Source organism: Pedobacter sp. W3I1, from assembly GCF_030816015.1.
GTDB lineage: Bacteria > Bacteroidota > Bacteroidia > Sphingobacteriales > Sphingobacteriaceae > Pedobacter.
Map to the genome: position 1 here is coordinate 5,741,875 of NZ_JAUSXN010000001.1, position 13,021 is coordinate 5,754,895.

Below are 13,021 nucleotides of genomic sequence, written 5' to 3' on the forward strand. Positions count from 1 at the left end.
GAATGTTGGTTATTTTTATGGCTTGCGATTTTTACAAGCCCTTACATGAGTACTAACCTGAATAATGAGCTGGCCACCAAGCCACACTACCCTATATTAGATGGCCTTCGCGGTGTAGCAGCCATCATCGTTGTCACTTTTCACCTTACCGAGCCCTTAGGAACCGGGCACCTGGACATCCTGGTTAACCACGGTTATCTGGCTGTAGATTTTTTCTTTTTATTATCAGGCTTTGTAATGGGCTATGCCTATGACGACCGATGGCCTAAAATGACGGTCGGCAATTTTTTCAAACGCCGTATCGTACGTCTTCAACCCATGGTAATTTTGGGGATGACACTCGGTGCTATTGGATTCTATTTTACAGATTCTACCATATGGCCACTCATTCATACTATCTCTATCTGGAAGATGCTGCTGGTGCTGCTGATTGGTTATACCATCCTGCCTATACCATTATCGCTTGATATACGTGGCTGGCAGGAGATGCATCCCCTGAATAGTGTAGGCTGGTCGTTGTTTTTTGAATACATTGCTAACATTCTTTATGCAGTATGGATCAGGAAATTTTCTAAAACGGCATTAAGTATTTTAGTGGTTATCGCTGCCATCGCATTGGCACATCTGGCCATTACAAACGGCGACGTAAGCGGCGGCTGGACACTGAATGTAGAACAGGTTCGCATTGGCTTTACCCGTACCCTATACCCTTTCTTTGCGGGTTTGTTGCTTTCGCGTATCGCGAAGCCGACCCGGATTAAAAACGCGTTTTTATGGTGTAGTCTTTTAGTAGCTCTGGTACTTTATATGCCACGCATCGGCGGTGCCGGGCATCTTTGGATGAACGGAATTTATGAATCTATTTGTATTATCATCGTTTTCCCGCTCATCGTATATCTTGGCGCCAGTGGTGTGCTGCAAACACAAAGGGAGCACAAGATATGCAAATTTTTAGGTGAGATCTCCTATCCGTTATACCTGGTACATTATCCGCTGGTTTATTTTTATGTAGCCTGGATTAGTAATCATAAAGGCACAACTATTGTTCAGGCCTGGCCGTATGCCCTGCTCATTTTAATAGGCAGCGTTGTTTTGGCCTATGCCGCATTGAAATGGTACGATGAGCCGGTACGCAAATGGTTGCGGAAAAAGCTTGCCTAAGATTGGGTTAGGCTTAAAAGAAGCTGTGAGGAATCGTCATTGCGAGAAGGCTTTTTCAGCCGACGAAGCAATCTTATGGCAAGGATCACTAGCATGAAAGATTGCTTTCCCGAAAGTTCGGGATTCCTTCTCGCAATGACGATCTTTCTATTGGGTCTGTCATTGATAGCCTGTCGAAGGGCCTTTAAATTCCCGTAAAGCGTTTCGACTACTTGTCCCAATTCTTCCTATCGTGTGGACACATCTACATCAGCCTGTAATTGTTTTTAGCGCATATCCCTAAGGCGAGTGTACTGCTGTCCCGAATCTTCGGGATCAGCATCTTTCCTGCTAATAACAAGCTTGATATCTTAAAAACTATAGTTTGGAGATAAATGTTGATTTTTTTGCCGCTCTATGCCGCGGGGGCATGGTAGTTTTTCGCAGTCAACGTTGTTTTTAGCTGTGCTCAAGAATGCTAGCGCATTTTGGAGCGCCAAAGTACCCAAAGCGCTTTGTCAATCCAGCAATGGGCCTTTTACACAATCCTACACGCATCAAAAAAACAGCGGCACTTCGTTTAATCAGTTTTGTTTGTGTTTTCTTTGGGCTGATTGAGCCCTTCGGGGTTTGTGTTCAATATTTCTTAAAGCTTTAAATTAGCCTCTATGAACACAAAACCACTGCGTTTTAGGTTTGGCAGTACTATTTGTTCTTCCCTGCAACTGTTTTTTTGATTTCTCCGGCCCTTGGGATTGACGGCGTCCTTCGGTAAAGACTGTGGTTTATTAAAGCCAGCTAGCATGATGCCTAAACCATTCTTGAAAAAGATGTGTCCACACGATAGGATTCTTCGGGAAGCTCAACTTGACAAGTTCGAATGGAATTACAACTTGTGACACAGACTCTTCTTTTAGTCTATGTTACTTTAAAAAACCATTCAGGTAACCCAATATGGTTTCCGTCTGCATCATGAGACTTACATGCCCCTGGTCAGGAACAATAGCGAGATGTGATTTTGGCATTGTCCCATATCGGCAAATTTATCACCGCCTAATAACTGATAGGTTTTAATCAGTTCTATTTTATCCAGGCCATCATTATCTCCTGCAATGATTAACACAGGTGAAGTAATTTTCGCAACATTGGCGTCTCCCATGTCGAATGTTGTCCCTGCAAAAACAATCATCTGTTCTATAAATTTTGTCCATTTTGTTTTGTCAGGGGCTACTGCATCATAGGCAGTTTTCATAGGCGTATTCGCAAACATTTCGGGCTTCATATTTTTAAATGCATTTCTTACTTCGGGCCTCCAGCCTGTACTTTTATAAGTAGCAGAAATGATCACTAATTTTTTTACGCGTTTAGGGCTTTGTATGGTCAACTGGTAAGCTACAGCGCCACCCATGCTATACCCTGCAACATCAGCACTGTCTATTTTTAAATGTTTCATTACGCCTTCCACATCACTTGCCAGGGTAGCCTGATCTAATTTTCGGTCTGAAAATGGTGTGTGCCCGTGCCCCTGTAATTCGATTGCAATCACTTTTCTGGTTTTCGACAATTGGGGTATTAATTGCCCCCAGTTTGTTTCGATGGTCATAAATGCGCCATGGATTAATACCAGCGGTTTACCCTCGCCATATACTTCATAATAAACTTTAAGGCCATTAACCGGTGCATAACCACGTTCGGCAGGTTTAAGCTGTTGTCCTTTTGATTGAGTTGCTGCAAACATAACGATTGCAAGGAATAGTACTGATTTAAGCATATTACCTGTTTGGAATAGATTTTTCATAACGCTATTTAAATTTAGTTTGAACGATATTAACTATACAAATATGAGATTCATTCGGGGCTTTAACGCGACGTAAAAACGACAACTTCGGTGGCGAATTGCGACATTACAAATTCGGTTGTTTGTACTAAATGCTTTAGAAAATCGCAAATTTGCAAGCATTATTGAGTCTAGAAACTCAATACATTTCGCTATAAAAGATGCGAAGCTTAACACTACAGACAGGAAGGAATGCAATTGGCACAGTTATCGCTTATCCTTTATTATGAAACAGATATATCTTATTGTAGCGTTATCAGCAATGTTGCTTACCAGTGCTTGTTATAGTACCAGAACTGCTGGTAACAGCGGAAAAGTTCCTCCAGGGCAGGCTAAAAAAGGAACGGGTTCAAAATCGGCCAGACCTTTTGCTCCGGGGCAACAAAAAAGAAATTAAAAAAGAAAACCCTCCAAATTTGGAGGGTTTCTTTCTTTATTACACAAACAACTAATGTTTTCCCTTACCGTTTCCATGGCCTTTGTTGCCATTTCCGTTTCCTTTATTAAACTGCGGTGAGGGTTTTCCTTTATCGCCTTTATAAATTTTGGCATTACCCTTAGCAGGTGAATATTTTCGGCCTTTGCTTTTCCCAATTGCCGATTGCCCATGGTTGCCTTTAAATTTGGCATATTTTACTTTGTGGGTTTCGAAATAACGGTAAGGTTGACGTGAGTTAATCACAACCTTGTAACCATTATATAAATCATACCCGCTATATCTTGGCGGTAGGGATGTGGTAAAAACCCAGCCTCCTGCACCCATATAAATAAACTGTTTTTTAGGTACATAATAATAGCTCTCAATATCGGGCAGGTAGTAATAATCTACATAATCATAGCCAGTTGGACCCCATGCAGGCTGCGCTCCAAGGTTTATGTTTACACTTACCTGAGCCTGAGATTTAAAAGTAAGGCCACTGCTTACCAACAGTAACAACAATAGGAATAACTTTTTCATCGGTTTAAATTTAGATGTGAATAATTCGTTTTTACGGTTTTAAAGTAACCGTTCCTAACAGTGTATTTTGCCCTAAAGCTACTTTAACAGCAGTAATGGTACTATCTCTATAACCAACAAGGGGTACAAATTTAACCGAGTAGGTACCAGAAGACAGGCCACCAACAGTAAATTTACCCGTTAAAGGATCGGCAACAGTACCGACAGTATCTGTACCTGCAATAACCAATACTTCAGGATGACTTGCCAAAGGCAAAACAGTTCCCGAAATTAATCCTGTAGTTGCTGCTGCAATTCCACGTACTACTGGTTTTAATAAATATTTTCCGTTTCCGGTGCTTACGATGGATTTCGCTGCATCAAAGTCTAATAGTAATGTATAAGCAGCGCCTTCAACCAGTTCAGGATTAGCTGTTAATTTCACCTTCCAGCCAGATGTTTGTGCACTAGGCGTTTTAAGTTCCTGCTGAACACCATTTACCACAATAGTATTTCCGGTTTCGTTAAGTACCAGTCTGATTTCGGTAATTTCACCAGATGGCATTTCGCCTGAAGCCACCAAAATATCAGGGTTGCTGGTTCCAATTCTAAAATCAAGGATATCGAATATACCGGTACTGGCTGCAAATACATAAGGCTTATCGCCTGATACCAGTACAATCTCTTTTACACTTAAGTTAATCTTATCGAAGTTACCCGGGGCATCGGTCATTTTAATCTGAACTTTAGTTGTTCCCTGCCCTGATTCATTTTTTTTACATCCATAAAAGGCAATCATCCCGATTACGACGAAGACGGCAAAAATGGTATTTATAAAATTTGTTTTCATAATTGTAGATTTTATTTAAAGTTTTACGCTTCAAAGTTGAGGGCCGAAGATGAAACCAACATGAAATTTAAATTTTATTTTTTTCATCTTAATTTCATGTTGCCTATCTACTTTTGAAATGTGAGCGCACCATGTATGGTGGTTTTTAGGTAGGGTTTACCTCTTCGGGGGTAAACTTTTTTTATATTTATAAAATGATCCGATTCACCGTTATTTTTTGCCTGGCAATTGCCCCGTTATCGGGTGTTTTAGCCATGCAACAAGATTCTATCACTTCAACTCTATCCAATCTCCAAGAAGAACAAGTGATAAAAAAACAGGATAAAGAAAAAAAAGACAAACAACCTGAAAATCAAAAACCCGAGCCGCTTCAAATTAAAGAAGTGCCAAAAGCTAAAAAACAGCTAAAACCCATGGCAGTAAAGCCTAATGTAAAGGTAAAACCCATCAAGATTATTAAACCAAAGATTAAAAGGCCGTAAATATATGCGCATCCGTCTCTTAATTTTCTTCTCGTTTTTGATGGTATCGAATGTAAAGGCACAGCAAGATTCGACAAAAGCGACCCTTACCGTTGCGGCCATGTACAATAGTAACATTAACTATTACGGACAGGTTACGCCTGAAAAATATCCGTATGTACTCTTTAACGCCACATTACGATTCCCTAACGGCTTGTATTTTTCAGGCGGCGGTTATAAACTCTTAAACTACGGTTCAACCATTTCGGAAACAGATTTAGGCATAGGTTACGATCATGATTTTAACGAAAACTTAACTGCAGGATTAGCCTATACCCATTCTTTTTTTCCTGCTAATTCTCCTTTGCTCCAGGCATCCAATAACAATAACATCAATGCATCGGCCGCCTACCAATGGACTTGGTTTAAAACAGATCTTAGCCTCGATTTGGCCTTCGGAAAGCAAACCGATGGATTTATCAGTTTTGGAAATTCAAAAGAAATCGAACTTGGAACGGTGCTCAACGAAAAGAATCTTATTTCAATTACGCCAGCTGTAGAGATTACAGCAGGTACCACCCATTTTTACGAAAGCTATATCATCGAAAAAAACAAAAGGCAGAACTCGAATGGGAACGGAAAGGGAAAAAGTGATACTGCACCCGGAATCATTAACGGAAACACGACAGAAGTAATCGAAAATACAGTGAATCAGTTTAAACTACTGTCGTACAATTTTAAGTTACCTTTAAACTGGAGTAATGGAAATTTCCTGGCAGAGGCCAGTTATCAATTCTCTATACTTGGCAACAGAAAAGAAGAAGGTGTAAAACACCAGCAATCTTTCTTTGGTTTAGCAGTTTACTATCAATTTTAATTGGCATGAAGGTACTGATCATAGAAGATGAAAAAACACTTGCCTTTGAAATGGAAAAGTTTCTTAAAAAGGCTTTCTTCTTGTGCGATCTGGCCCATAGTTTTAAACAGGGTTTTAATAAACTAGAGCTAAACCAATATGATTATGTGCTTATTGATTTAGGTTTGCCGGATGGCGACGGCTTTGAACTGCTAGGCAAGGCAAAAAAAAGCAATCCGGATGCAGCTTACATTATTCTTACGGCCAGAGGTAAATTAGAAGACCGGGTGGCGGGCTTAGACATGGGTGCAGACGATTATTTAGCGAAACCCTTTTTTTTACCCGAACTTCAGTCGCGGATGCAGGCCATTGCCAGGCGAAAATTTAAAGTTGCCGAAGAGTTGATTCCCCTAGGAAACTTTAGTATCGATCTGCAAAAACGCTTTGTATTTTTTGAAGAGGAACAGATTGAACTTTCGCGCAAAGAATTTGACCTTTTAAGTTACCTTTTACTGCACAAAAACAGGGTGCTTACCCGGATGCAGTTGAGCGAACATATTTGGGGCAACTTTGCAGATGATGATTACGATTCGAACTACATTGATGCACATATTAAAAATATCAGAAAAAAATTAAATGTTTACGCCCCTACCGAATGGTTAGAAACCGTTAGAGGCGTTGGTTATAGAATTAAAAAATAATTTGAAACTATCTACTAAACTCATTTTATTTATTACCGGATCTAAACTCGCCATTGTGGGTCTGTTTATTCTATTGCTCCCCTTTCTGATCGGGCAGATTGCTTTTAACTACACCAACTTTTCGCTTAGAAACCAGCAGAAAAAAGTACTTCAAAACATCAATAAAAAAGGAATAGATTATTACTTCGAAGGCGATAACAGTTATGGGAGCTATACCATGCTGAAAGATGAATACATTGCACTCGAAACAGTAGCGCGGAGGCTGAAATTAGATACCATCCGCAATACCAAACGTATTGTAGAACAAGATACCATCGCTTATCGGGTACTGAGTTTTACCTTTCAAAAAAATAAAAAAAACTATCTCTTAGAAATCGGCAAAACTACTGCCAGTATCAACCTTTACAATGATGCGCTCCAGCGCTTTGCCTTATATGTGCTCATCATTCTTATCGCGCTAAGTATTATTATAGATTTGATTTTTACCCGGCAGTTAATTAAACCACTTGGTCACATCATCAAATTAAGGCTAACCAATAGCCGGTTTCCTTTCAAAAAGAAGCATGGCCATATTAACACCAGTACACAAGACTTTAAATACCTCGATCATTCGCTCATTTCGTTAATGGATCAGATCAACGAGGCTTTTGAAAAAGAACGGGAATTTACAGCCAATGCCTCACATGAGTTTATGACGCCTATTAGTATATTACAAAACAAGATGGAAAACCTGCTTACTGAAGAATCGGCATCCGAAACGGTACAGGAACATATTGTTGATATGATGAAAACACTGGAGCGGTTAAAAAAAATATCGCGTTCACTTTTACTGATTTCAAGAATAGAAAATGAGCAGTTCTCCAAACAGGAAGAAATAGAACCGCAAAGCCTCTTTAATGAAATAGCAGAAGAAATTGGCCATAGGCTTGAAGAGAAAAACATTCAGATCAACATCAACCTTAGTCATAACAAGCGTTTAAGCCATATCAATCATGATCTTTTATTTCAGCTCTTTTATAACTTAATTAACAATGCCATTAAGTTTAACAAAGAAAACGGGCATATCCAGATTTCTGATCTTATTGAAAAAGGTTATTATTCTATTCAGGTTAGCGATAGTGGCCAGGGAATTAAAGCAGAAGATCTACCGCATGTATTTGATCGTTTTAAAAAGACCGGACATGCCGAAAATACAGGTTATGGATTAGGCCTTGCCATTGTTAAAAGTATAGCCAATTATCTTAACCTAAAGGTCCAGGTAAGTTCAAGACCGGGGGAAGGGACAATTTTTAAAGTTATTTTCGAAGCAACGCAACGCGAATAATTTGATCAGGAAGGAATGGCAATGTCTTACTATTTGAATAATTAATGTTTTATCAACACATCGATTAAAACGCCCAAAAGCACTAACAAAAGCCCAAAGGTTAACATCCCCAGGCTATAAGCAATAATTGCCTTCAAATAGTTTACCACTTTTTTCCCGTTGAAAAACTGTGCAATAGCCCAAGTACTGTAGACTACCCCTGTAATACCCGAAACCTTCATGAAACTGATTTTACTAAGTCCTTCGACAATGGCAAAAGCGGAAATGATCAACATTCCAATCCCCATTACAAAACACAGCAGGATTAATATTTCGAAAAAGTTGTAGCTGTATTTTTTAAAAAATAGTTTTAACCACAAGGAAATGCAAACGCCCATTAAAATATTGGCATAACCATAATGTCCCTGCACCCAATTGAAAATTAAACCAATGCTTGTTTTTTTTACCTCTTTAAATTCAACATAACCTTCCTCGATATGGAAGAAATGACTAATTACTGTATAAATTAACGAGCTAATGATGATAAATATAATTGGCTTTACCAATCGGCTCCTGTTCTCGGTAATGAATGTTCGGATATTTTGGCCAGGCCTGATGAGCAGCTCTTTTACGGTAAACAATATTCCTTTTTCGAAATGTAGAATATGTTGCATTTCGTGCAGAATATAGTGCGCATCTACCCTTTTAACACGCATTGGCAGACCGCAATGGCCACAAAAGTTAGTATTAACGGTTTGGCTACAATTTAAACAGTTCATGTTTTGGGTATCATAAATGACTATAGTTTGGTGTATTGCCTATTTGATTCCCTCACCTTTCGATTTTTAAAAATTAAAGAGTATCCAGGCCATAAACAGCAACATGGCCTGAATATATAAAATAAATTTTTGCTTAGAAAAAAATATTGTAAATACCACAACTAAACCTAGTATCATCAGGGACAATATAGCATCTTTAAAGCCAATTTACACTGATCAATTCTACTAAGTTTAATTGTGGATTTTTTTTCATGTTACAAAAATATTCACTGTAAAATGGGCACAAAAATATTTCAAAGGCTACACTTTAGTGTAAAATTTATGATTAGGCCATCCCCACCAAAACTCAGTTTATTGGAGATCGCCTTAAGCGTTCAATCCACCGTCGATGGTTAAAAACGAACCGGTGATGTATCTGGCTTCTTCACTTGCAATAAAGTTCACAAATGCCGCAATATCTTCTACTGTTCCATAATCTGGCAACGCCATGCGGGTTCTCAGAAAATCAGCCAATGGTGCATCAGCAGGATTCATATCGGTATTGATTGGCCCGGGTTGAATCAGGTTTACCGTAATTTTTCGGGCGCCAAGATCGCGTGCCAAACCACGGGTAAAACCCTGAAGTGCTGATTTGCTCATGGTATACAAAGTGGTTTCAGGACCAACAGCGTTATCGCCCATATTGCTGCCAATGGTAATGATCCGGCCACCCTCAGGCATGCCTTTTACAGCGGCTAAAGCAGCTACAAAAACCGCCTGTACATTAACAGCCATAATTTCATTATAATCTTCAAGGGTGTGTTCTTCAAAAGCTTTGCCAATGTAAATACCTGCATTGCTGACCAGCACATCGATATGACCAAAATCGGCAATGGTTTTATCCACTGCTCCGGTTACCTCAGCAGGTACTGTACTGCTTGCTTTTAATGCAACTGCAACTCCACCAGCAGCTTCAACCTCAGCCACTACGTCCAAAGCTTTTTCGGCTGAATGGGCATAAGTAAACACCACTTTTGCACCTTCTGCAGCCAACCTTTTTACAATAGCTGCACCTATGCCCCGGCTTCCTCCTGTTACCAGCGCAATTTTATCTGTTAATTTTTTCATGTATCTTTTTTTAAATTTTCTGCTAAAGTAAAAGAGATACTTTACATTTGCAGGTAAGCAACAAATTGTTAGGTACTAACAAAAAAGTAAGAAATGAGAAAGGAAACATCAACCAATGCTTTGAACGAAAAAATGATGATCGACAGTTGTGGCATGTCCTCATCGCTGGCGGTAATAGGTGGAAGGTGGAAACCTGCAATATTATGTCGCCTTTCTTATGGCACCATGCGCTATGGCGAACTTAAAAAAGACATTATTGGTATATCAGAACGGATGTTAGTGGCACAGTTAAGAGAACTGGAGAAAGACCAGATTATTACCCGAGTTGTTTTTCCAGAGGTACCACCAAGGGTTGAATACCGCCTAACCGATTTAGGCCGTACCATGAAACCAATGCTGGATGCGATGTCTGACTGGGGCAATATGTACCGGAAGCATATCAACCATACCCTAGATTTATCTGCTGCCGTAGTGCCAGCACAATAAAGGTACCTTGATGAACTTGTGCCCGCCTTTGATCTTGGTCCTGCTTTCCGGATTCAAAAAATAAAAGGAAATTTTAATAAAAATAATAATGCTCTTTTTCGACTGACAAACCGCTGTCATAGTTCAGCCATAGCTTTGTTCTATTAAATTAATATAACAAGATGTCAGCAACTATGATTACTAAAAGCGAATTACTACAGCATTGGTTAGGCCACAGAAAACTAACCAGAAAAACCATTGAAAAATTTCCTGAAAAAGATTTGTTCGAATTTTCGATCGGTGAAATGAGGCCTTTTTCTGCATTAATTAAAGAGCTATTATCGATTAATGTTCCCGGTTTAAAAGAAATGGTTACCAGAGAAACAGCGCCTTTTAGCCATGATCTTCCGCTGAATACCAAGGAAGAGATCCTAACCAAATGGGATGAGGATACCCCAAAAATCGTGGAGTACTTTAACCAAATCTCTGAAGATCAGCTTCACGAAACAATTAAATTATTCGGGCAGTACGAGTTTACGATCATTAGCCACCTTTTGTATTTCATTGATAACGAAATACACCACCGCGGTCAGGGCTTTGTGTATTTAAGGGCCTTAGGTATTGAACCTCCATTTTTTTGGGACCGGTATTAAAAAAAGCAAGAGACTGTATCATAAAGGCTATCTCACCTCAGATGCTGTCATGTTGAGCCTGTCGAAACACCTTATGAGGTATTTAAATAAGTCCTTCGACAGGCTCAGGATGACAATTCTATATTTATGATACAACCTCTTTGTTCTGTATTCTCTTCAAACCAGATTCCATTATTTCAACCAGCTCATTATTTAAATGGGCTGGTTCTATAATTTCGGCCACATCAACAAATTTAACAAACCAGCGGACAAAAGAAATCACAGAAAGGGAACAGTCGAAATACATGACCACAAAATCATCTGAAATTTCTTCTCCTGTAAATCCGAACATCTGTCGTTCCCAATAGAAATAATGTGCATACTTCCGGTCCACCCTGATTTCGATTTTAATCATATTTTCGGATAGGCCTTTATCGCGGAATTCATTAATTGGCGGGTGTGTAATGGTAAAGTTTTCCTGGAGTACCAAAACTTTTTTAATCCTGTCTAACCTAAAATTGCGGTAATCTTTTCTTAAATGGCAATAGGCTAAAACATACCAAAGACTGTGTTCGTAGAATATGCCTATTGGTTCTACAGATCTGCCCACCGTATGAACATCACCACTTTTGAGGTAATCGATACGGGTTATTTTTTTCTTTAAAGTACTATTGAGTAAAACATCGATAATGTTAGGCAGGTAATCATTAGATTTAAAGTCGTTTTTAAGATGTATGGCATCTTCTAGATGCAGGAAATCTCTTTTTTGATTCACCTGAAAAGAGCTTTTTATTTTGATAAGTGCTGCCTCAAAATGTTTTTTGACAAATTGGGTTTCGTGTTTCTGCATCACTTTTTCGGCAACCATTAAGCTGAGAATTTCTTCCTGACTAAACCTCGATGGCTGCAGCCTAAAACCTTCCATAATCGAATAGCCAGATCCTGATTCATTTACGATCGGAATGCCGGCAATCTCCAAAGCTTTTAAATCCCTGTAGATCGTTCTTAAACTGATTTCGAACCGCTTTTGTAATTCTATTGTAGTGACTACAGATTTAGATTGCAATAGAAAAAATATCTGTAGTATCCGGTCAAATCTTTTGGTAATATCCATTTTTAAAAATGTTGGTATTTACTTTAACAGTTAATTTAGCTTGTTTGCCCTTAGTGGAATGTCATTAAGTTAAGTATACATGTTGTCAGTCTGAGCCTCCCGAAGAGCTTTACCAGTCCAAAAACAAAAAGCGTTTGCCCTTCACTTCGGCTTTGCTCAGTGCAGGCTGGCTATCATTGACAGATCCCTATAGAAAGGTCGTCATTTCCGCGAAGGCGGGAATCTTAAAGCGCTTGCATTACGATTATCTGCGATGAGCACTTCGTGGTTCCCAATCGAGTTACCAATGACAGATTCTAAAATTGGCGTCATCTCGACCGAAGCAAATGGGGAGTGGAGAGATCTTTGGACTATGTTAAAAGATCTCTCCACTGCGGTCGAGATGACGATTTATCTTACCTGTCACCCAACTCCTTTGTTTTTTGCTAAAAAACTGACTTCTGGGGAATAATGATCCCTCGCAGCCTATCGATCCACTAAAATCCACTTTATCATTTATATTGATTTTTATCCAATAAATTAACCCTACTATTTGACGTTATTTTGTAATCATTTAAATATGAGCGGTTTATTCCGACTCGTATTTCCGCCCAACTAGGCCGTAGCACCGTATCCCCGTTCTACTTAAATCCGGCCTAACAAATTTTTCGGGCTCCACCGACCCAGCCAACGTACTAACTTCGAAAGAAAAATTTTCAGCCGGTGTTTTTTGTTTCTTTTTGACGCCAAAAAGAAAGAGCCCATCGGCGGCGGTGAGCCGAGGAAAGCATGTGCTGTAGGGTAAAAAAATGATCAATTATATACGTCATTAATATTGATTTTATACAATAAATTAAACC

The 13,021-nt window shown here is 39.2% G+C and carries 14 protein-coding genes; 8 read left to right on the plus strand and 6 right to left on the minus strand.

From position 1 onward, the window contains the following. Window positions 1-45 precede the first annotated feature (45 nt). Complete coding sequence (locus QF042_RS23365; RefSeq protein WP_307532570.1) at window positions 46-1,161, plus strand: acyltransferase; 1,116 nt, start codon at window positions 46-48, stop codon at window positions 1,159-1,161. Window positions 1,162-2,119: 958 nt separating this feature from the next. On the opposite strand, the gene QF042_RS23370 is transcribed toward QF042_RS23365, so the two are convergent. Then, on the minus strand, window positions 2,120-2,938 hold the full coding sequence (locus QF042_RS23370; protein ID WP_307532571.1) for an alpha/beta fold hydrolase: 819 nt from the start codon (window positions 2,936-2,938) through the stop codon (window positions 2,120-2,122). A gap of 265 nt (window positions 2,939-3,203) precedes the next feature. Here QF042_RS23370 and QF042_RS23375 point away from each other — a divergent pair, with 265 nt between their 5' ends. Further along, on the plus strand, window positions 3,204-3,374 hold the full coding sequence (locus tag QF042_RS23375) for a hypothetical protein (protein ID WP_167346147.1): 171 nt from the start codon (window positions 3,204-3,206) through the stop codon (window positions 3,372-3,374). Window positions 3,375-3,425: 51 nt separating this feature from the next. On the opposite strand, the gene QF042_RS23380 is transcribed toward QF042_RS23375, so the two are convergent. After that, window positions 3,426-3,935 (minus strand): hypothetical protein, encoded by a 510-nt coding sequence (locus QF042_RS23380; protein WP_307532572.1) that lies wholly within the window; start codon window positions 3,933-3,935, stop codon window positions 3,426-3,428. Window positions 3,936-3,966: 31 nt separating this feature from the next. Continuing rightward, window positions 3,967-4,764, minus strand: coding sequence for a DUF4382 domain-containing protein (locus QF042_RS23385; protein ID WP_307532573.1), 798 nt, complete (start codon window positions 4,762-4,764; stop codon window positions 3,967-3,969). Between the two features lie 254 nt (window positions 4,765-5,018). Between QF042_RS23385 and QF042_RS23390 the strand changes: the two genes are divergently transcribed. From QF042_RS23390 to QF042_RS23405, 4 genes are read left to right on the plus strand one after another with little or no spacing between them, the layout of a single operon-like run. Beyond that, window positions 5,019-5,246 carry a hypothetical protein gene (locus tag QF042_RS23390; RefSeq protein WP_307532574.1) on the plus strand — a complete coding sequence of 76 codons (228 nt, stop codon included), beginning with the start codon at window positions 5,019-5,021 and terminating at the stop codon, window positions 5,244-5,246. A gap of 4 nt (window positions 5,247-5,250) precedes the next feature. Further along, window positions 5,251-6,102 (plus strand): hypothetical protein, encoded by an 852-nt coding sequence (locus QF042_RS23395; RefSeq protein WP_307532575.1) that lies wholly within the window; start codon window positions 5,251-5,253, stop codon window positions 6,100-6,102. Window positions 6,103-6,107: 5 nt separating this feature from the next. Further along, the gene (locus tag QF042_RS23400) at window positions 6,108-6,782 is read left to right on the plus strand and encodes a response regulator transcription factor (RefSeq protein WP_307532576.1); all 675 of its coding nucleotides are present in this window, start codon (window positions 6,108-6,110) and stop codon (window positions 6,780-6,782) included. Between the two features lies 1 nt (window position 6,783). After that, complete coding sequence (locus tag QF042_RS23405) at window positions 6,784-8,106, plus strand: HAMP domain-containing sensor histidine kinase (RefSeq protein ID WP_307532577.1); 1,323 nt, start codon at window positions 6,784-6,786, stop codon at window positions 8,104-8,106. Window positions 8,107-8,147: 41 nt separating this feature from the next. Here QF042_RS23405 and QF042_RS23410 read toward each other — a convergent pair whose 3' ends face one another. Continuing rightward, window positions 8,148-8,864, minus strand: coding sequence for a DUF3667 domain-containing protein (locus QF042_RS23410; RefSeq protein WP_307532578.1), 717 nt, complete (start codon window positions 8,862-8,864; stop codon window positions 8,148-8,150). Between the two features lie 366 nt (window positions 8,865-9,230). Then, on the minus strand, window positions 9,231-9,971 hold the full coding sequence (locus QF042_RS23415) for an SDR family NAD(P)-dependent oxidoreductase (protein WP_307532579.1): 741 nt from the start codon (window positions 9,969-9,971) through the stop codon (window positions 9,231-9,233). A 93-nt stretch (window positions 9,972-10,064) separates the two neighbouring features. On the opposite strand from QF042_RS23415, the gene QF042_RS23420 reads away from it, so the two are divergent. Next, window positions 10,065-10,457 carry a helix-turn-helix domain-containing protein gene (locus tag QF042_RS23420; protein ID WP_307532580.1) on the plus strand — a complete coding sequence of 131 codons (393 nt, stop codon included), beginning with the start codon at window positions 10,065-10,067 and terminating at the stop codon, window positions 10,455-10,457. A gap of 173 nt (window positions 10,458-10,630) precedes the next feature. Continuing rightward, window positions 10,631-11,089, plus strand: coding sequence for a DinB family protein (locus tag QF042_RS23425; RefSeq protein ID WP_307532581.1), 459 nt, complete (start codon window positions 10,631-10,633; stop codon window positions 11,087-11,089). A 124-nt stretch (window positions 11,090-11,213) separates the two neighbouring features. Here QF042_RS23425 and QF042_RS23430 read toward each other — a convergent pair whose 3' ends face one another. Then, complete coding sequence (locus QF042_RS23430) at window positions 11,214-12,182, minus strand: YafY family protein (protein WP_307532582.1); 969 nt, start codon at window positions 12,180-12,182, stop codon at window positions 11,214-11,216. Between the last annotated feature and the right edge of the window lie 839 nt (window positions 12,183-13,021).

Excerpts from the sequence above, each read along its gene's own strand:
- QF042_RS23385 (WP_307532573.1), bottom strand. The coding sequence starts at position 4,764 with ATGAAAACAAATTTTATAAATACCATTTTTGCCGTCTTCGTCGTAATC.
- QF042_RS23395 (WP_307532575.1), top strand. The coding sequence starts at position 5,251 with ATGCGCATCCGTCTCTTAATTTTCTTCTCGTTTTTGATGGTATCGAAT.
- QF042_RS23420 (WP_307532580.1), top strand. The coding sequence starts at position 10,065 with ATGAGAAAGGAAACATCAACCAATGCTTTGAACGAAAAAATGATGATC.
- QF042_RS23430 (WP_307532582.1), bottom strand. The coding sequence starts at position 12,182 with ATGGATATTACCAAAAGATTTGACCGGATACTACAGATATTTTTTCTA.
- QF042_RS23375 (WP_167346147.1), top strand. The coding sequence starts at position 3,204 with ATGAAACAGATATATCTTATTGTAGCGTTATCAGCAATGTTGCTTACC.
- QF042_RS23370 (WP_307532571.1), bottom strand. The coding sequence starts at position 2,938 with ATGAAAAATCTATTCCAAACAGGTAATATGCTTAAATCAGTACTATTC.
- QF042_RS23380 (WP_307532572.1), bottom strand. The coding sequence starts at position 3,935 with ATGAAAAAGTTATTCCTATTGTTGTTACTGTTGGTAAGCAGTGGCCTT.
- QF042_RS23425 (WP_307532581.1), top strand. The coding sequence starts at position 10,631 with ATGATTACTAAAAGCGAATTACTACAGCATTGGTTAGGCCACAGAAAA.
- QF042_RS23365 (WP_307532570.1), top strand. The coding sequence starts at position 46 with ATGAGTACTAACCTGAATAATGAGCTGGCCACCAAGCCACACTACCCT.
- QF042_RS23415 (WP_307532579.1), bottom strand. The coding sequence starts at position 9,971 with ATGAAAAAATTAACAGATAAAATTGCGCTGGTAACAGGAGGAAGCCGG.
- QF042_RS23400 (WP_307532576.1), top strand. The coding sequence starts at position 6,108 with ATGAAGGTACTGATCATAGAAGATGAAAAAACACTTGCCTTTGAAATG.
- QF042_RS23410 (WP_307532578.1), bottom strand. The coding sequence starts at position 8,864 with ATGAACTGTTTAAATTGTAGCCAAACCGTTAATACTAACTTTTGTGGC.
- QF042_RS23390 (WP_307532574.1), top strand. The coding sequence starts at position 5,019 with ATGCAACAAGATTCTATCACTTCAACTCTATCCAATCTCCAAGAAGAA.